The 18,462-nt window shown below is 60.1% G+C and carries 14 protein-coding genes, 1 tRNA gene and 1 pseudogene; 11 read left to right on the forward strand and 5 right to left on the reverse strand.

Annotated features, from left to right (window positions below; genetic code table 11):
• Nucleotides 1-73 precede the first annotated feature (73 nt).
• Together HMPREF1531_RS02510 and HMPREF1531_RS02515 are read left to right on the forward strand one after the other, a co-directional pair.
• Nucleotides 74-919 (forward strand): hypothetical protein, encoded by an 846-nt coding sequence (locus HMPREF1531_RS02510; RefSeq protein WP_232210212.1) that lies wholly within the window; start codon nucleotides 74-76, stop codon nucleotides 917-919.
• 90 nt (nucleotides 920-1,009) lie between these two features.
• Nucleotides 1,010-1,957, forward strand: coding sequence for a hypothetical protein (locus HMPREF1531_RS02515; protein ID WP_016668321.1), 948 nt, complete (start codon nucleotides 1,010-1,012; stop codon nucleotides 1,955-1,957).
• Between the two features lie 47 nt (nucleotides 1,958-2,004).
• Here HMPREF1531_RS02515 and HMPREF1531_RS02520 read toward each other — a convergent pair whose 3' ends face one another.
• The 4 genes from HMPREF1531_RS02520 to HMPREF1531_RS12725 form a co-directional block, all read right to left on the reverse strand.
• The gene (locus HMPREF1531_RS02520; RefSeq protein WP_016668322.1) at nucleotides 2,005-2,652 is read right to left on the reverse strand and encodes a SanA/YdcF family protein; all 648 of its coding nucleotides are present in this window, start codon (nucleotides 2,650-2,652) and stop codon (nucleotides 2,005-2,007) included.
• Between the two features lie 155 nt (nucleotides 2,653-2,807).
• On the reverse strand, nucleotides 2,808-4,481 hold the full coding sequence (gene pgi / locus HMPREF1531_RS02525) for a glucose-6-phosphate isomerase (protein WP_016668323.1): 1,674 nt from the start codon (nucleotides 4,479-4,481) through the stop codon (nucleotides 2,808-2,810).
• 113 nt (nucleotides 4,482-4,594) lie between these two features.
• Complete coding sequence (locus HMPREF1531_RS12720) at nucleotides 4,595-5,686, reverse strand: C40 family peptidase (protein WP_016668324.1); 1,092 nt, start codon at nucleotides 5,684-5,686, stop codon at nucleotides 4,595-4,597.
• Nucleotides 5,687-6,010: 324 nt separating this feature from the next.
• Complete coding sequence (locus tag HMPREF1531_RS12725; RefSeq protein WP_016668325.1) at nucleotides 6,011-6,631, reverse strand: hypothetical protein; 621 nt, start codon at nucleotides 6,629-6,631, stop codon at nucleotides 6,011-6,013.
• 133 nt (nucleotides 6,632-6,764) lie between these two features.
• On the opposite strand from HMPREF1531_RS12725, the gene HMPREF1531_RS02540 reads away from it, so the two are divergent.
• The 7 genes from HMPREF1531_RS02540 to HMPREF1531_RS02570 all read left to right on the forward strand — a co-directional run bounded on the left by HMPREF1531_RS02540 (nucleotide 6,765) and on the right by HMPREF1531_RS02570 (nucleotide 15,605).
• Nucleotides 6,765-9,302: a DEAD/DEAH box helicase gene (locus HMPREF1531_RS02540; protein ID WP_016668326.1), complete on the forward strand. Its 2,538-nt coding sequence runs from the start codon at nucleotides 6,765-6,767 to the stop codon at nucleotides 9,300-9,302.
• Between the two features lie 265 nt (nucleotides 9,303-9,567).
• On the forward strand, nucleotides 9,568-11,160 hold the full coding sequence (locus HMPREF1531_RS02545; protein ID WP_016668327.1) for a peptide ABC transporter substrate-binding protein: 1,593 nt from the start codon (nucleotides 9,568-9,570) through the stop codon (nucleotides 11,158-11,160).
• 120 nt (nucleotides 11,161-11,280) lie between these two features.
• Nucleotides 11,281-12,201 carry an ABC transporter permease gene (locus tag HMPREF1531_RS02550; protein WP_016668328.1) on the forward strand — a complete coding sequence of 307 codons (921 nt, stop codon included), beginning with the start codon at nucleotides 11,281-11,283 and terminating at the stop codon, nucleotides 12,199-12,201.
• On the forward strand, nucleotides 12,194-13,186 hold the full coding sequence (locus HMPREF1531_RS02555) for an ABC transporter permease (protein ID WP_016668329.1): 993 nt from the start codon (nucleotides 12,194-12,196) through the stop codon (nucleotides 13,184-13,186). Before HMPREF1531_RS02550 ends, HMPREF1531_RS02555 begins: the two co-directional genes overlap by 8 nt.
• Before the next feature lie 2 nt (nucleotides 13,187-13,188).
• Nucleotides 13,189-14,304 carry an ABC transporter ATP-binding protein gene (locus HMPREF1531_RS02560; protein ID WP_016668330.1) on the forward strand — a complete coding sequence of 372 codons (1,116 nt, stop codon included), beginning with the start codon at nucleotides 13,189-13,191 and terminating at the stop codon, nucleotides 14,302-14,304.
• Nucleotides 14,301-15,302: an ABC transporter ATP-binding protein gene (locus HMPREF1531_RS02565; protein ID WP_016668331.1), complete on the forward strand. Its 1,002-nt coding sequence runs from the start codon at nucleotides 14,301-14,303 to the stop codon at nucleotides 15,300-15,302. Before HMPREF1531_RS02560 ends, HMPREF1531_RS02565 begins: the two co-directional genes overlap by 4 nt.
• 217 nt (nucleotides 15,303-15,519) lie before the next feature.
• Nucleotides 15,520-15,605 (forward strand) — tRNA-Leu (locus HMPREF1531_RS02570).
• Nucleotides 15,606-15,822: 217 nt separating this feature from the next.
• Here the strand turns inward: HMPREF1531_RS02570 and HMPREF1531_RS13180 are convergent.
• Nucleotides 15,823-16,140: pseudogene (locus HMPREF1531_RS13180) on the reverse strand (transposase); the annotation flags it as partial.
• 458 nt (nucleotides 16,141-16,598) lie between these two features.
• Here HMPREF1531_RS13180 and HMPREF1531_RS14255 point away from each other — a divergent pair.
• Together HMPREF1531_RS14255 and HMPREF1531_RS02580 are read left to right on the forward strand one after the other, a co-directional pair.
• Nucleotides 16,599-16,730: a hypothetical protein gene (locus HMPREF1531_RS14255; protein WP_269593232.1), complete on the forward strand. Its 132-nt coding sequence runs from the start codon at nucleotides 16,599-16,601 to the stop codon at nucleotides 16,728-16,730.
• A gap of 216 nt (nucleotides 16,731-16,946) precedes the next feature.
• Nucleotides 16,947-17,942: a bacteriophage abortive infection AbiH family protein gene (locus tag HMPREF1531_RS02580; RefSeq protein WP_036897041.1), complete on the forward strand. Its 996-nt coding sequence runs from the start codon at nucleotides 16,947-16,949 to the stop codon at nucleotides 17,940-17,942.
• Nucleotides 17,943-18,462: the final 520 nt, after the last annotated feature.

Here is an 18,462-nt window from a genome sequence, read left to right on the forward strand (position 1 = left end):
TGTTGTTCAGATTTTTGATGGGCAGAATCTGAAGAATGTGTTGGATGCGTTGGTCGCTAGGTTTTCTACCGCGTTGACCAATGACCGTGCAGAGGTTGAGAATGCCAAGGCGGTGGCCGATGGGCCGTTGTGTTCGGATGGCTACGATGCGGATGCGACTGCTGCGAACTTTTTGAAAGCCGAGCAGGGCATGTGCCGTAATTTGGATTCGCTGGTGGGTTCCACGGCGATGGCTGGCATGTCGGCGGGTTTCCCCGAGGGGTTTTCTCCTAGCGGGGGCACTGGTTCGGCTGGTAAGTGGATCGAGACGGCCGATGCGTCGGTCAAGAATCAGAGCCCGTATGACGGCTGGCATAAGGCGATGACCGATCTACACAAGATCGTGGAGGATTCCCAGACCACCAAGACCGAAAGTTGGCAAGGTGATGCGGGTGATGCCTACCGGCAAGATGCCAACGACCGCACCACCGAGGCTATATCACTGGAATCACTAGCCCGTAATTCGCGGGATGCTTTGGATGCGTTGGTGTCGGTGCAAGCAACCGTCGTGGATGCCCTCATCAAAGAGTTCGATGGGCAGATAGGCATGACCGGCATAGCCGACGAAGCACCCACATCCCAAAGTGATTTCGAGAATTTCGGTGATTCCCGGTGGGATGATTTTCATTTCTACAAGCGCACGTGCTCGGTAGATTCCGTGGTTCGTGGGTTGATTGATTTCACAAACAGGCTGGAGGGCGAAGGTCAGAAGTGGGTTCAGGCATCCACGCAGATCGGTACAACCCTCCAAGAAGCGGTTAACTCGGCTCGCCAGAACCAGACCAATGATGGCTCCTACAGTGGAGACACCGAGGTGAACAATAGCGGCGGTCAGTGTTACGCTCCCGGTGACGTCAGGGGCAAGAACTCTATCTTCTGACCACATACTCCTGCCGTGCGCCAAGTGTGTGGTGCACGGCAGGAGTTGGTTTGAGTTGGTGTGCGATTGTAGATGGATTAGGGTTTGGTCATGGGTCGGCAACATCATCGGACAGTGGTGGTTCGGGCAGCAGCCGGTATGGCGGCCGCGGTGACGGTGACCGCGTCACTGGCCGGGTGCACACCAACCAAACCCCCGAAAGATCAACTCGCCGAGATCACCGCAGTCACCGGCAACCAGATCTTCGCCATCGAGGTCATGGCCGGGGGAGCCACAAAAGGTGAGACCGTGTCGGTGAGTACGACCCGTAACGGCACCACCAGCTCTTATGCCTACGACGACGGGAAAGTCACCGATCAAGGATCCTTTAATCCTCCTGTAGGCATGTTGATGGATGTGGGTGCTTTCCCCTCCATCGACACCTTGGCTGAACTCGCCAAAACCACAGCCAAGGAAGAAGACAACTGCTCCCCCGCCAAAGCACACGCCACTACGACCCCATCGGGAGCCATCGCCACCTGGGCCGAATGCTTCAACGGCCAAGAGCCCGTTGAGGGTAAAACCACCCTCAATGGTCAGCCATTCGTCGTCCCCGCCCTCGACCTCACCACCGCGCAAAGCTACACCGCCATCGACCAGGCAGTCACCCAACTACTCGGTTCACCCAACATCAGCCACATCCAGTACGATCTCCAACGCTCGCAAATCATCATCACCCCAGAAGAAACCGTCAACACCCAAGGCGAGCCCTGCTACACCAGCATCACAGCATCAACTACACAACCCACCACCCCCCTACCCCTCATATGCTTTGGCAACGTCGGCCAAGAACCCTTCGCCCTCAACGACTACGACTCCACCACCATCGCCACCACGATCACCGATCTGCAAAACTCACCCCACATCGATACAACCGCCCTCAGCAGCATCACCTTCACCAGCGACGGACACACCCTCCACTGGGAAGCCAACTCCCACAACCTCGCAGACCGCAAAGACAAGAAACAATACCTCGAAGGCAACATCCCCAAACGCTAAAAAGAGCTCCTGCCAAACTGTGCGATCAACTGGAAGCACCTGATCGCTCAGCCGTGCCTGGCGAGGGCTTCGCTGACGGCATCGTCGTATGCCCAAGCGTCAACGTCACGACGCAGCAGCACGTCTACACCGGCCTTCATATTGGCGCCGAGTTCGCGGCGCTCGTAACGTCGCCAGGTGCCGTCCTTAGGTACCGAATCATCGCCATAACCCCACGCATTGATGCCAAGGGTGCGGCAGGTCGCGACGGTGCGCGGTACGTGATAGCTCTGCGACACGACAATCAACTGCCGCACTCCATAGGCCTTCGTCGCACGTAGGCACGACGAATAAGAGTCATTTCCGTGACCATCTTGGACGATATCGGCGCGATTCACCCCATGGGCCACCAGATAGTTCTCCATGACAGCGGTCTCGTTGTCGGATGTGGAGCCGGAGACGATAAAAACGCTGATCCGTCCCGCCTCCCACAGTTCAAGGGCACGATCCAGTCGTGCCTTCAGATACGGGGAGGGATCCTGGCTATCGTTGATGGTTGCCGCGCCCATCACCAAGGCCACGTCCATCACGGGCAGCTCGTTGGGATTCGACTTGATGTATCCCATGCTGCGGAGCACCACATAGGCCCAGGGGCCACCGACCGCAAGCAGGGCGAATACCAACAGGGCCACGAAGGACCGACGAAGAGTGCGCACCCCATGAGCCTACGCGGTGCGGCAAGCCATTCATCAAGCGGCACACCCCATCGGCTAGCCTCGCTCACCCGGGGAAAACCCAAGGGCAAAAGACTGCTCCAAGCAGGCGGGAAACCCAGCCGATGAAGGTATCACCGAGAGCCCAGAGAAGGCCCTCAGTGCCGATTGGCCCGGTAGTACTCGATGAGGTTACGGGTGGATGCATCCTGGGCCGCCAGAGCCTCGTCATCGCCGGTCACCGCGGGGGCGATCTCCACGGCCAGCTTCTTGCCGAGCTCAACCCCCCACTGGTCGAAGGAATTGATGCCCCACACCGCCCCTTGGACGAAGGTGATGTGCTCGTAGAGGGCGATCAGCTCACCCAGCACCCGCGGGCTCAGCTCGGGGGCCATGATCGAGGTTGTCGGCTTATTGCCGGGGAACACCCGAGCCCCAACGATCTCCTCGGCGGTCCCCTCCGCCCGGACCTCCTCGGCGGTCTTCCCGAAGGCCAGCGCCGCGGTCTGGGCGAAGAAATTCGATAGGAACAGGGCATGCACATCAGCACCGCCTTCGCGCAGGGCATGCGCTGGAGTGGCGACGGCGATGAAATCAGCCGGAATGACCTTCGTTCCTTGGTGGATGAGCTGATAGAAGGCGTGCTGACCATTGGTGCCTGGCTCCCCCCAGAACACCTCGCCGGTCTGGGTGGTCACCAAGGTGGCATCCCAGCGGGTGCGCTTGCCGTTAGATTCCATGGTGAGCTGCTGCAGATAGGCGGCGAACCGGTGAAGGTACTGCGAGTAGGGCAGCACGGCATGCGACTGGGCATCGTAGAAATCGCCGTACCAGACGTTGAGCAGCCCCATGAGCACCGGAAGGTTCTCGCCCAGTGGGGCGGCGCGGAAGTGCTCGTCCATCGCGTGGAAACCGGCCAGGAAATCGCGCCAGTTATCGGGGCCCAAGGCGATGATGTCGGCCAGACCGACGGCCGAATCCACCGAATAGCGACCGCCGACCCAGTCCCAGAATCCGAAAGCATTGCTAGGGTCGATGCCGAAGTCGGCGACCTTGGTGAGATTGGTGGAGACCGCGACGAAATGGCGGCGTACCGCCTCGGCCCGGGCATCGTCATCGTTTTCGATGGCCCCGGTGGACAGCAGCGAATTGAGCAGCCAGTTGCGGGCCATGCGGGCATTAGTCATCGTCTCCAAGGTGGTGAATGTCTTGGATGCGACGATGAACAGCACCGTCTCCGGGTCGAGGTCGTGGGTCTTCTCGTACATATCCGCAGGATCAATGTTCGAGATGAATCGCACATCGATTCCCCTGGTCTTGTAGGGCTTGAGGGCCTCGTGCACCATCACCGGACCGAGATCGGACCCGCCAATGCCGATGTTCACCACCACACGAATCGGCTTACCGGTAACCCCCACCCATTCGCCGCTGCGCACCTTCTCGGCGAAGGCATACATCCGCTCCAGCACCTCGTGCACCTGGGGCACAACATCGACGCCCTCCACCTCCAGGTGGGCATCGGTGGGCAAACGCAAGGCGGTGTGCAGCACGGAACGGTTCTCGGTGGTGTTGATCCGCTCACCGGCAAACATTGCATCGCGGTGTTCGGGCACACCGGTTTCCTCGGCCAGGGCCACCAACGCATCGCGCACCTCGTCGGTGAGGTAATTTTTCGACAGATCCGCGAAGAGGTCAGCGGCCCGCACCGTGAACCGGGATGCCCGGTCTGGGTCGTCGGCGAACCAAGTCCGGAAGTCGACGGCCAGCCCATTCTTCAGCTCTGAAAGCCGTGACCAGGCCTGGGTAGTAGTGGGATCAACCGGAGTGCGCATGGCATAAGCCTAGGTGTTCCCCCTGGCGGGTTCCACTTCACATGCTGGCGTAGACATCTTCGTAACATGACGAAGGGCACCCCATCGGAGTGCCCTTCGCAGAAGATCCGGAATCAGCCAACGCGGCGAACGGTGGTGACCGAGAACTGGGAAACTGGGGAAACTACGACCCCGACACCCTCGGTGGCCGCATGGACCATCTGGCCCCCACCGATGTACATGCCGACGTGGCCGCCACCGTAGGAGATGATCAGATCGCCGGGCATCATGGCCGATGGGGAGACCGCGCTACCCACGCTCATCTGCCCCTGGGAAGTACGAGGCAAGGAGATGCCTGCCTGCTTGAAGGAGTAGACCATCAGGCCAGAACAATCGAAAGCATTCGGGCCAGTCGCACCGTAAACGTAGGGTTTGCCGACCTGGGCCATAGCGACATTGAGTGCGGTCTGCACGGCTTCCGAGGAAGCAGCACCTGCGACCGCATTGTTGCTCACCGTCACATCTCCGGCGCCCGGGCGGCTGGCCGAGTTACCCGACGAAGTGTTGGAGCTTTGAGCCGCGCTAGCGGCCTGAGCCTTGCGGTCTGCCTCCGCCTTCTCGGCGGCCTTGCGGTCTGCCTCCGCCTTCTCGGCGGCCTTGCGGTCAGCCTCCGCCTTCTCGGCAACCTTCTGGTCGCCGGCAGCCAAGGCCGCGTTGGCGGCCTCAAGCTGGGAAGCGTAGGACTGGGCAGCAGTGGCCTGGGCGTCGGCAGCGGCCGACAGGTAGGCATTGGCGGCAGCGCCAGATTCGCTCATTGCCTCCAGCGTCGCGGGATCCTGAAGAGCCCGGCGGGCGGTGTCGCGGGAGATAGAAGCATTTTGCTCACGGTCCACATTGGGTTGCGCAGCGGATTCCGCGTTGGCGACCTGTGGGACCACCAGCACAGCCCCGGCAGAAGCGAAGGCTGCGACACCCATCAGGGAACGCTGCACCTTGCTGCTATTGCGCAGGAAAGCCGGGACAGTGACGGAAAACTTGGGGAGCGCGCGCGACGAGTTCAGCGATTCGGCGGGCTCGAAGGAAAAGGACGATGCCTTCGCAGTCTGGACAGAGACCAGAGTGTCATCGAAGATCGGGTCTAGATCGCCGAGTGAACGGCGAGCGGGAGCGGTGCCGATGGCATACTGCTCGTCGACGACCTCGGTCGAGGCCCTGCGTGCGGTCATGCGGGTACTCCTGTCGTGGTTCCTAAAAAGATTCTAAGAGTTCCGTGAAAGACACACAAGTGAATCGAAGGAATCATGGCAACCAACTGCGAATCGCACCTTGACACCCTGGGGAAAGCTCTCTCACAAGCTCATTTCGGCAAGTCGATGCACCCAGGGTAGGAAAACCGGAAGCGCCCTGATCCCGCCAGGAGAGGGTCCATCGGGGTTGGCACCCCTTATAGCGACACCCCGAACGGTGGACCGGATCGTCTGGCGTCATCGCCCGGCTGCTCCTTGACGAAAGCTGGCTGGGTTTGGTTCCAGAGCCAAAGCCAATTCGGCCTACTGACGCGAGCCGGTGGCCAAGACCAGCGGACGGATCCTGGTGCGCAGGGCGTTGAGATTTCCCCCGCCCATGGCGTCACCCAGCACCCGCGTGGAGCACACAACCATCGAACCGGCCTGCACCCAGGCATGTGCAGCAGATGCATCATCGATCCCGCGGGCCCACAACACGGCCTCGTCGCCGACCTGCTCGCGCAAGAGTCCCGGATATCCCTCACCGAAAGCCTGCGCCCCGATCACCTGGACCGCAGCTACCCCACTGGCCCACGCCTCGGCCACCTCACGCGGGGTCATCGCCCCAGCGACGGCAGGCACTCCGGCCTTCGCTAGCAACGACCAACATCGCGGATCAGTGTTCGTCATGGCGAATTCGGCACCTGTGAGGGAATCCACCTCACCCGCCGCGCGCAGGGCGTGGACTCCCAGACGGATACGGGAGGTAAAGATCTCCGCAAGTCGGCGTCCTAGTTCACCGCTCGCTGGAGTGGAGAACCATTCGACGCCCTCTTGGACCAGCACTTCCACAGGCGCGATAGCGTCGTCGAGCGGCACCTCGGGTAACGCGACGACCAAACCCGCACCACGCAACCCGGCAGGCAGTTCCGGACGACTCTCCATGGCCTTATCATCCCACCACCCACAATGACCTGAGGCGATGAGTTCACCACAGTTGGATCTTCCTGGTCACCACTGCAGGTGTTGCATCAGGCGGTCCGCACGCCGACTCATCCAGCCGTGGAAGAATCGAGCCGTGCCCAGCCATCCACTCGCCGATCTGTTGGACCGTCTCGGTCCTCACCCAGACCCCGATGCTCTCTTCGATGCCTTCGAGGCCTGGACCAGCGCCGGTGGCATCAAGCTTTACCCCCACCAGGTGGACGCACTGGTGGCAACCTTGCAGGGCGCGAACACCATCATCACCACCCCTACAGGTTCGGGAAAGTCGATGATCGCCACCGCCGCACATGTCGTCACCCTGGCGAATCGCGGCCGGGCCTACTACACGGCCCCGATCAAGGCGCTGGTCTCGGAGAAATTCTTCGCCTGGGTCGACGAATTTGGCCCCGACCTGGTTGGCATGGTGACCGGGGATGCCTCGGTGAACCCAGATGCCCCGATCATCTGCTGCACTGCTGAGATCCTGGCGAACATCGCCTTGCGCGAGGGGTCACGAGCCGACGTCGCCATGGTGGTGGCCGACGAATATCACTTCGTCGCGGATCCAGACCGCGGCTGGGCCTGGCAGGTGGCCACCAGCGAGCTACCCCAGGCCCAGTTCATGGTGATGTCGGCAACCCTGGGCGATACCTCGGCCCTGGAAGCCGCCCTCACTCGGCGCACCGGACGCGAGACCATCGTGATGAGCGGGGTCGCTCGCCCCGTCCCACTGGTGTTCAACTGGTCTTTGGACCCACTGTCGGAAACTCTCACCGAGTTGGTGCACACCAACTCATCACCGGTCTATCTGGTACATCCCTCACAGGCCTCGGCCACCGAGGCTGCGCAAGGCCTGATGTCGGTCAGGCTCGTCGGCACCGAACAGCGACGCGCCATCAGTGATGCGATTGGTCACTTCCGTTTTGCTCGCGGCTTCGGGGCCACCTTGTCGAAGATGTTGCCGATGGGTATCGGGGTACACCACGCGGGGCTACTGCCCAAATACCGTCGCCTGGTGGAGACCCTCGCCCAGCAAGGGCTGTTGAAGGTGATCTGTGGCACCGACACCTTGGGGGTGGGGATCAACGTGCCGATCCGCACCGTGGTGTTCACCACCTTGTCCAAATTCGACGGGCGACGCCAACGGCTGATGCGGGCCCGGGAGTTCCACCAGATCGCGGGACGTGCGGGGCGGCCCGGCTACGACCCGGTGGGCAATGTCGTCGTCCAGGCCCCGGAGTACCAGATTGAGAACGCCCGCATCCTGGCCAAGCATGCCGGGGACGAGAAGAAACTGAAATCGGTGCGTCGCAAGAAGCCGCCGGAGGGTGTGGTCAATTACACCGAGGCATCCTACGAGAAACTGATCAATGCGGCCCCCGAGACCCTGCATCCCCGTCTGCGGATCACCCATGCCATGCTGCTCAATCTCCTGGAACGTGACGAGGACACCGGAATCGCAGTGCACCACGTGGTGACCGAGGCAATTGGTGATCCGAAGGCCCAGCGAGCCCAGTTGCGTCGTGCCGTGGCCCTGGGACGCTCGCTGTTGGAGGCAGGTGTGGTGGTGCGCCGCGACAATCCCACCTCCGGCGGACGCCGCCATGATCTGTCGGGAGCATTGCAGGACGATTTCGCCCTGAACCAGCCGTTGAGCGCCTTCGCGATGCGGGCCATCGAAATGCTCGATCCCGATTCCGGCGATCACGCCCTCGACGTCGTCTCGGTCATTGAGGCGACCCTGGAGGATCCGATGGCCGTGCTGTGGGCCCAGGAGCACAAGGCCCGCGGGGAGATGGTCGGCGAGCTCAAGGCCGAAGGCTATGACTACGAAGAGCGCCAGGCAATCCTCGAAGAAATCACTTGGCCCCAACCACTAGCCCAAGAACTCGGCGAAGTGCATCAGAGCTTCGCCAAAGACCATCCCTGGCTGGTGGAACACCCGCTGCACCCGAAATCGGTGGTGCGCGACATGGTGGAGCGAGCCATGACTTTCACTGAGTTCATCGCCCACTACAAACTGCAACGCTCTGAGGGACTGGTATTGCGCTACCTCTCCGACGCCTGGCGGGCACTGCGCCAAACAGTGCCGCCGCCGGCCACCACCGAGGAATTGGAGGATCTGATCGTGTGGCTGGGCGAGACGGTCCGTGCCACCGATTCCTCCTTGGTCGACGAATGGGAGGCCTTGGCCAATCCGGATTCCACGACAGTAGCCGGACAGGCCCGGCAGACCTCGGAGGTGCGTCCGCTCACCGGCAACCTACGGGCGTTCACCGTGATGGTGCGCAATGCGATGTTCCGCCGCATTCAATTGGCGGCAGCCGACGACCCGGATGGGCTGGCCGAGTTGGACTCCCCGCACGACGGGACCAGTTTCACTGGTGACGACTGGGATGAGGCCCTCGCAGACTACTGGGACGAGCACGACGACATCGGCACCGGCGCCGAGGCCCGCTCACCCGGGTTATTGTCGATCACTACCGACGACGAGTTGTGGCAGGTGCGCCAGACCGTCGACGACCCGCAGGGAAATCACGACTGGGTGATCAGTGCCGTGGTCGATCCGGTAGCCAGCGACGAGGCCGGGGAACTGGTCTGCTGGGTGACCGATTTCACCAGATTGGACTGAAGCTTTCACCGGATTGCCGACAAGGCCTGAGTCCATTACCCAGGGTAACCTTCCTGAATCCATCAAGGCGACCGAAGAGACCGGATGACGGCCAGCTCAGAAGGCATTACCCGTTGCCAGAGATAAATACAGATCTCTTGACCTCAAGACACGATTCCATCACAAAATCGTGAATAATTCGCTTCCCGGCCCGTGTTGGCGGTAGAAACTGGCCCATATGGTCAATGCGGGACCCCGCTCAACCAGATACACGATAGGAAACCATATGCGCAAGCAATTCCGCGTCGCAGCTGCGACGTCCGCCGCTGTGCTCGCCCTGGCAATGACCGCCTGTGGCAGCGGCTCCGGCGGCTCCGGTGAATCCACCGGAATCACCGTCCGTGGCTGTACTCCCAAGAACTCGTTGATCCCGGGTAACACCACCGAAACCTGCGGTGGCAACATGCTTGAGGCGATCACATCCCAGCTGATCCGCTACAACACCGAGACGTCGGCCCCGGAGATGGACATCGCCGAGTCGATCGAGACCTCGGACAACGTGCACTTCACCGTCAAGCTGAAGCAGGGCTACAAGTTCCACGACGGCACCGAGGTGAAGGCCGAGAACTTCGTGAAGGCCTGGAATTACACCGCCGCCTACGCCAATGGCCAGGGCGGAGCCTCCTTCATGTCGGTATTCAAGGGTGCCGATGTGATCGGCGCCGAGGGCGCCACCGCTACCGAGATGGATGGGTTGAAGGTCGTCGACGACTACACCTTCACCATCGAGACCGCCACCCCGGTGTCGAACCTGCCGATCCGTCTCGGCTACACCGCATTCTCCCCGCTGCCTGATTCGTTCTTCGCTGATCCCGAGGCCTACGGCAAGATGCCGGTCGGCTCCGGCCCGTTCAAGTTCGTCTCTGGTGACAACCAGCAGTATGTCCTGGAGAAGTTCGCCGACTACTCTGGCCCTGAGGCCGCTAAGGTGGATTCGATCACCTTTCGCGTCTACACCGATTCCCAAGCGGCCTACAACGATGTGGTGGCTAACCAACTCGACTTCACCGATGAGATTCCGAGCTCCTTCCTGGTGGACAACCAGTTCCAGAGTCAGTTGGGGGATCGTTCGATGCAGCGCGAGACCCTGCGCTACGCGGGCCTAGTGTTCTCACCCAACGACCCGCAGCTGGCCAGCAACCTGAAGCTGCGCCAGGCGATCTCCAAGTCGATTGATCGTCAGCTGGTGACCGAACAGATCCTCAACGGTGCCGCCAAGCCAGCCCATGGCTGGGCACCGAAGACCGTCAATGGTGCGACCGATACCGCCTGCGGCGAGTTCTGCGATTACGATCCTGAGGCTGCCAAGGCTCTCTACGACGAGTCGGGTGGCTACAGCGGCACCCTGACCATCACGGTGAACGGAGATGCCTCCCACAGGGACTGGGCCGAGGCCGTCTGCAACTCGATCCGCGGAGCCATCGGCCTCGACTGCGTGGTCGTCGCCACTCCCAACTTCGATGAATACCAGAAGCAGATCAAGGACCGTACCGTCATGGGTCTGATGCGTCAGGGCTGGCAGGGCGATTACCCCTCGATCGAGAATTTCCTCGCCCCGCTGTACCAGACTGGCGGCGAATCCAACTGGGCCCGCTACTCGAATCCCGAGTTCGAAGCCCTGCTGACCCAAGCCGCCGCTGCCTCGACCGAGGAGGAAGCCAACAAGCTCTACGGTGAGGCCGAGGCGAAGCTCGCCGCCGATCTACCGACCACCCCGTTGTGGTACCCGATGACTTCTGTCGGCTGGTCCAACCGGCTGGAGAACGTGGCTGTAAACGCCTTCGGCGGTCTCGACTATTCCGCAGTCAAGGTGAAGTGACCTGCTGGAAGTCGCAGTAACCACGGCAACACCGGTCGGCCACCGACTCGCTCGGTGGCCGACCGGTGCCGTATTGGCCTAAAGTGCCACGTTGGAAACGAATGTGAAGGTGGGACGGTCATGGGTACCTACGTCCTGAGAAGGATTTTGCAGATGATCCCGGTGATCATCGGCACGACCTTCCTCATCTACTGGATGGTCTTCTCGCTCGGCGACCCCACCATTGGGCGCTGCGGCGAACGCCCCTGCCCCCAGGCATATGTGGACAAGATCCATGCGGAATACAACCTCGACCAGCCGTTGATCATCCAGTACGTCCGCTACTTAGGAAAGGTGCTCCATGGTGATTTCGGCACCTCCTTCAACGGCACCACAGTCGCCGATCAACTGATGAACCGCTGGCCGGTCACCTTCAAAGTTGCCATCATCGCAATCATCTTCGAGGCCCTCATCGGCATCGCCGCAGGCATCCTCGCTGGACTGCGCCGCCGATCCTTCTGGGATTCCCTGGTCTTCGTCAGCACCTTGGTGATCATCTCCATCCCATCCTTCGTTCTCGGCTCGGTGGCTCAGATGGTCTTTGGCGTGAAACTGCAGTGGTTTGCCGTCACAGCAACACAGGGAACGTGGAACCAGTTGCTGTTACCCGGCCTGGTGCTGGGGTCGTTGTCAATGGCCTACATCGCTCGGTTAACCCGCAACTCCCTAGCCGACAACCTTTCCAGTGATTTCGTACGCACCGCCCGCGCCAAGGGACTGTCGAACGGGCGGATCGTCGGTATCCACACCTTCCGCAATTCACTCATTCCGGTGGTCACTTTCATCGGAGCCGACTTCGGCGCCCTGATGGGTGGTGCGATCGTCACCGAGCGCATCTTCAACATTCCCGGGATCGGGGGTTATGTCTTCCAATCGATCCAGACCAAGGACGCCACCGCCGTCGTCGGCACTATCACGATGCTGGTACTGGTGTTTTTGGTGATGAACCTGATCGTCGACCTGTTGTACGGCGCTCTCGATCCGAGGATTGGCCATGAGTGAGATGAATCCTGTCACCGGCGACGCAGCGACGACCAAGGAGGGCACCAGCACAGCCGCGGAACCTGGACCGGATGGTGCGAATGCCGTCCCGACCAGGGAACGGGCCCGTTCCTTAGGCCGGGATGCCTGGGAGGAACTGCGCAAACGCCCGTCGTTCTGGTTCTCCACGGCACTGATCATGATCATGATCATCATGGCCCTGTTCCCGCAGTTGTTCACCGCCCTTGCCCCGCAGTCAGATCCGCGGGCAGCCGACCTGTCGCGGGCCCGCCAGGCCCCGTCGGGAGACGCCTGGTTCGGCTTCGATGGGCAGGGCTATGACATCTACGCCCGCACCATCTACGGGGCACGTGCCTCGATCCTCGTCGGGGTGCTGACCACCGTCGGCACGCTGCTGCTGGGCAGCATTATTGGCTTGGTTGCCGGGTTCCGTGGCGGCTGGCTTGATGCCCTGCTGTCGCGCGTCGGTGAGATCTTCTGGGCCATCCCGTTGCTGCTGGGTGGTGTGCTGTTCATGACCTCCTTCCCCTCCGGCCTGGACACCCCCTACAGCGTGGTGGTCGGCAAGGTGGTCTTCGTGCTGACCATCCTCGGATGGCCTCGTATCGCCCGCATCATGCGCTCGGCAGTACTACAGGTGAAACCGCTGGACTACGTGCAGGCGGCCCGCGCCTTAGGAGCCTCCCCGCTGCGGATCGTACTGAAGCATGTGCTACCCAATGCCTTCACCTCGGTGATCGTGGTGGCCACCATCGATCTTGGCGCCTATATCGCCACCGAGGCGACTTTGTCGTTCCTGGGCATCGGCCTGCAACCGCCGGTGGTTTCCTGGGGTATCGCAATTTCGAACGCCTCGGGCCTCGGCCTGCTTCAATCCGCCCCCCACATGCTGCTGTTCCCGTCGGTCTTCTTGTCGGTGACGGTGCTCGCTTTCATCATGCTCGGCGACGCCGTGCGTGATGCCTTCGATCCGAAGGGACGTTGACAATGGCGAAGAACAAGCAGATTCGCGAACCTGAGGGGTTCGCCACCTGGACTCCCAGCGATGGGCATCTGCTCGACGTGCGGAACCTGAACGTCGAATTCAACACCCGTGACGGAAAAGCCAAGGCGATCAACGGCGCATCCTTCCACCTCGACCGGGGTGAGACTCTGGCGATCCTGGGCGAGTCGGGCTCCGGGAAGTCGGTGACCGCGCAGACCATCATGGGCATCCTGGATTCCCCGCCGGCCTCGGTGACCGGGGGTGAGATCCTGTTCCGCGGCGTCGACTTGTTGAAGCTGCCTGAGGAGCAGCGCCGGGTGGTGCGCGGCCGCAAGATCGCGATGATTTTCCAGGACGCGCTGTCGGCGCTGAACCCGGTGTTCACCGTGGGGTGGCAGATCGCCGAGATGTTCCGGGTGCACCGCGGCTGTTCGAAGGCCGAGGCGAAGGACATGGCCATCAAGCTGATGGAGCGGGTGAATATTCCGGGCGCTGCGGCCCGGTACGGCAATTTCCCGCACCAATTCTCCGGCGGCATGCGCCAGCGCATCATGATCGCGATGTCGATCGCGTTGGATCCGGAGATTCTTATCGCCGATGAGCCGACCACCGCCCTCGATGTGACGGTGCAGGCCCAGATCATGGAATTGCTCAAGGAGCTCCAGGCCGAGACCGGTACCGGTTTGATCCTCATCACCCACGACTTGGGCGTGGTGGCCGACGTCGCCGACCGGATCAACGTGATGTATGCGGGGCGTATTGTCGAGCAGGCCGAGGCGAAGGAACTGTATGCCTCCCCGGCACACCCCTATTCGGAGGGCCTGCTGAACTCGATTCCCCGCTTGGATCAGTCCACCGGGCAGCTGGTGGCGATCGGTGGCCTGCCCCCGAACCTGACGAAGATTCCCGAAGGCTGCGCCTTCAACCCGCGATGCCGTTATGCACAGGATGTCTGCCGCACCGGTGAGGTGCCACCGCTGGTCGATCTGGGTGGGAACCGCTCGTCGGCCTGCCATTTCGTCAGCGAGCTGGTGGCCGGGACCCTGCAGCCCAATGGGTTGCAGGTGGTGACCGGGATACAGCCTGCGGTGGCCGAGGAGAACGGAGACCAGGCATGAGTGAGGTCGTCCTTGAGGCCCGAGATCTGAAAAAGTACTACCCGGTGAAAAAGGGTGTACTGCAACGCACCATCGGTCACGTGAAGGCCGTCGACAAGGTGAGTTTCGAGCTGCACGCCGGGGAAACCCTCGGGATCGTCGGCGAATCTGGCTGCGGCAAGTCGACGCTGGGTCGGCTGCTGGTGCAGTTGGAGCGTCCCACCGAGGGCAAGGTGTTGCTGGAGGGGCGGGAGCTGAAGACCGACCAGGAATTGCGGGAGATGCGCCGCGATGTGCAGATCGTTTTCCAGGACCCCTACACCTCGCTGAATCCACGCATGACGGTGGGCGATATCATCGCCGAGCCGTTGTTGATCCACAAGAAGGATCTGGGGCTCAAGGGCACCGAGCGGGCCCGGGTGCAAGAGCTGCTAGAACAGGTGGGTCTGAACCCGGAGCACATCAACCGCTATCCACACCAGTTCTCGGGTGGCCAGCGGCAACGCATCGGCATTGCCCGGGGTATCGCGCTGAATCCAAAGGTGCTGGTCTGCGACGAGCCGGTGTCGGCCCTCGACGTGTCGGTGCAGGCTCAGGTAGTGAACCTGCTGGAGCGCCTGCAGCGCGAACTGGGGCTGGCCTATGTGTTCATCGCCCATGACCTCGCGGTGGTACGGCACATCTCGCACCGAGTGGCGGTGATGTATCTGGGGCAGATCGCCGAGCAGGGTGAGGCCGACCAGATCTACTCGCATCCGATGCATCCCTACACCCAAGCCCTCATGTCGGCGGCCCCGGTGCCCGATCCGGTTATCCAGGCCCAGCGGGAACGTATCGTGCTGTCCGGCGACGTACCTTCCCCCGCAAACCCGCCTACCGGATGCCGCTTCCACACGCGCTGCTGGAAAGCGAAGACGGGCACCTGCGACGTGAACGTGCCGGTGCTTGAGCACAAGGGCAAAGCCGACCACATGGTGGCCTGCCATTTCGCCGAGGAGCTGACCTCGGTCACCGCATGACCACATGCTTTTCCGATGCGACCGGGTCATGCGTTAGCAGCCCGGTCGTTTTCGTTGCGTCGCAGTCCCGCCCTGCGCGACACGGTGCTTGTGGCGCCGCTGTCGGATCACTTCGGGCGAAGCAGCAGCCACAGGGTTTATCTCCCTGGAATCTGTTTTGCCGCTCCGGATGGGCCCGTGCTAGGCTCATCAAGCTGCCTCGATGAGGGACAGCAATGCGCGAGTGGCGGAATGGCAGACGCGCTGGCTTCAGGTGCCAGTGCCCGTTAGGGCGTGGAGGTTCAACTCCTCTCTCGCGCACCACGGCTATCGATACGGTGGCCAGTTTTCTCCTGTGAAAGTCCTGATTCGGCTTCTGCGGATCAAGGGTTTTGCGTTCCAGGGTTCGCCTATGCTCTTCGGTCCTCGGCTCAGGTCCCCAACAGTCATCCAGCCTGGGTCCGTGTGGGCAGAGGGGTGCCTCTATGCGATGTGTCAAGCGGCTGCGGGTGACTGCCGATGGCTGTGGATCGTAGAGGGTTCAATCCCGAATCATGGCGTGAAGGGTCAGGATGTGGCGGTGGGCCAGGGATAGGACGGCCTGATTGTGACGCTTTCCCTGCTCGTGTTTGCGCTGGTAGCAGGCCTGGCTAACGGGGTCGGAGCGTAGCGAGGCGAAAACGGATAGGAACATGGTGCGCTTAAGCCTCTTGTTGCCGCCGTGAAAGGAGTGTTCACCACGGACCGATGAGCCGGATCGGCGTGTGACGGGAGCGAGCTCGGCGTAGGAGGCCCAGCTGCGCACCGGTGTTGAAGCTTTTGCCAGGGTCTCGGCCAGGAAGACGGCGGCGGTCCTGACCCCCGATCCTGGGCATGGAGGTCAGGACCTGGTAAAGAGGGTAGGTCCGCCAGGGTCTCGACCTGGTGCGGCGACATCAGCCCGCTGGGCGTGCAGGGCGATGAGCTGGTGAGCCAGGTGGGGCAATACCTCCGGATCATCTACGGACAGGGGCGAGACATCATGCCCACAGTAACTGGCCCAGCCCCCGGCACCTATCACCAGGAGCTACTAACAAGGTAATGGGCAGTTCATGGCTGTCCCTCTGCCCCTTTGTGTCTGACTGTGGCTTGTTGTTACAAGGCCTGCACCCAATAGCCATCCGCTAGCGTTGTCGGGTCGGCTGGGTGCACTCGGCACCAATGTCACTGTCGTGGTGTCAGTGGTGAGATTGGGTGCGCCTGGCGAGGTCAAATCAAGCCAAACCATGGGACTGGTTTCGACCGTGTGAGTATCCTAGTCGTAGCGGCCTACGACAGATGCACATCGGCCAGATCGAATGGAGCCAGCGTGATCTCAGCCTGCACAAGATCGTACGCATCGCCGACGGGCTGAAAAATGATCCAGAGGAGTTGGTGCAGAGGTTGAGGGAGGTAACTTGGATGACCTAACCCCGCCTGATGGGCGCTCTCCTCGCAACAACACTCGCCCTCCTTCATCATCACAAAGATGATCCCGCACTGGTTGGAAAACTGAAACTCGAGGGAGGATTGTAAGAAAAATGTAATACGACTACTTAGCGAACCCCCGCGATGTCGTGCAGACCAGAAACTGGTCACCGGCGATAAGGAACAACAACCAGCAATCGCATACCATATGGTATACTGATGCATGAAACAGAAAAATCTATCATGCGTAATTTTAGTACACTTTTTATCATTGGAAATGGTTTTGATATAAGCCATGAACTACAAACAAGTTATGCAAAATTTAAGGAGTACCTAGCAAAAAAATATGGGGAGTTCGAGGGACACTTTATACCAAGCATCGGCATGTTACCTCGAGGCGAGGAGGTTGCCGATCTAAAGGATGTCGCCCAAGTTCTTTTGGGAGCGTTCGAGACCACTGATTCAGAGGAATGGAATAATTTCGAGGATTTGCTAGCAAAAATAGATTTCGGCTATTTTCACGATGCTGTGGAAATCCCACTAGACGCCGAAGGCTTTCCAACTCCGCACGCCAGATACGTCATGGAGGATGAATCTAATGCTCTTCTTATCGCTTTCACTCAAGTTGAAGAGCTCTTAGCCAAATGGCTAGAAGACACTGTCATACGTACAAAAAAAGCACTAGCTCCCATCTACAATTTTCAAGAACTTGCCCCAAGCAACACCGGTTATCTATCCTTCAACTATACAGACACCTTGGAAGAGATTTACGATATCCAAAATGTTCTACACATCCACGGAAGACTAACGCACTCAGAAAGACTTATTTTTGGCTCCCAGAAAGAGGGAGTTAGCGAACAGACAGGATGGCACCAATGGGACAATAAAATCTCTTCAATTCACCAAATCCTGCAAAAAGACGTGACAGTTCAGCTAGAACTTCACCGAAATTTTTTCGACAAGATAGGCAGTCAGACCACGCGAGTATTGAGTGGTGGATTTTCAATGGGGAGCGCTGATACTGAGTATCTTGAGCGAATTTGCCGGGACTTACCCGGCACCGCAGAATGGTATGTTTCTGAATTCGAGTATACGGAAAATGGTGGCAAGCCATTCAAATACAAGTGTGCAAAGTTGCGGGAAGCCGGATTCCTCGGTCCTGTCGGTTATTTTGAGCCGAAGTCTGGTCAGCTTCATATAGATTCTAGCAATTAGGGTAATTTTGTTGCTCATGACGCAGTTGATGATTCTGCAAAGCCCAGACTTGTGAAGAATGGAATTGAGGTTAAGCCCACCGTGCTGAGAAACCTATAACAAAATTTGTAGTGTTACATGTTTCGCAGGCAGTCCGAGAGCAGAATTCATCGAATCGCGAGATTAGGCCTGTATCGCGTTGCATCGAAGCACGGTGAGATTTTAAGCAGCAGGTCGTGTTGGAGGTCATTGAGAAGCTCGCACGCTCATTGAGCTCTGCTACAATTAGATCAAGCTCATTCCCCGATCGAGCACCACACCTTGAACTAGGACCATCAGGAAACAAGGAAAATTAAGGCAGCAGCCTAAACCACAATCCAAGTTTGCTACCGCTCACAAGACCTTAACAGTCGGCACCACACTACTTGATTGGTTCCAGCACACCGTGCATCTGCTCACGATAATCGAGTTGATCGCCGATGTTCATCGTGCTCACCTTCCAACTCAACTTCCCATCCGGCGTACCAGTAAAAATCAACTC

The sequence above is a fragment of the Propionibacterium sp. oral taxon 192 str. F0372 genome (assembly GCF_000413315.1).
Lineage (GTDB): Bacteria > Actinomycetota > Actinomycetes > Propionibacteriales > Propionibacteriaceae > Brooklawnia.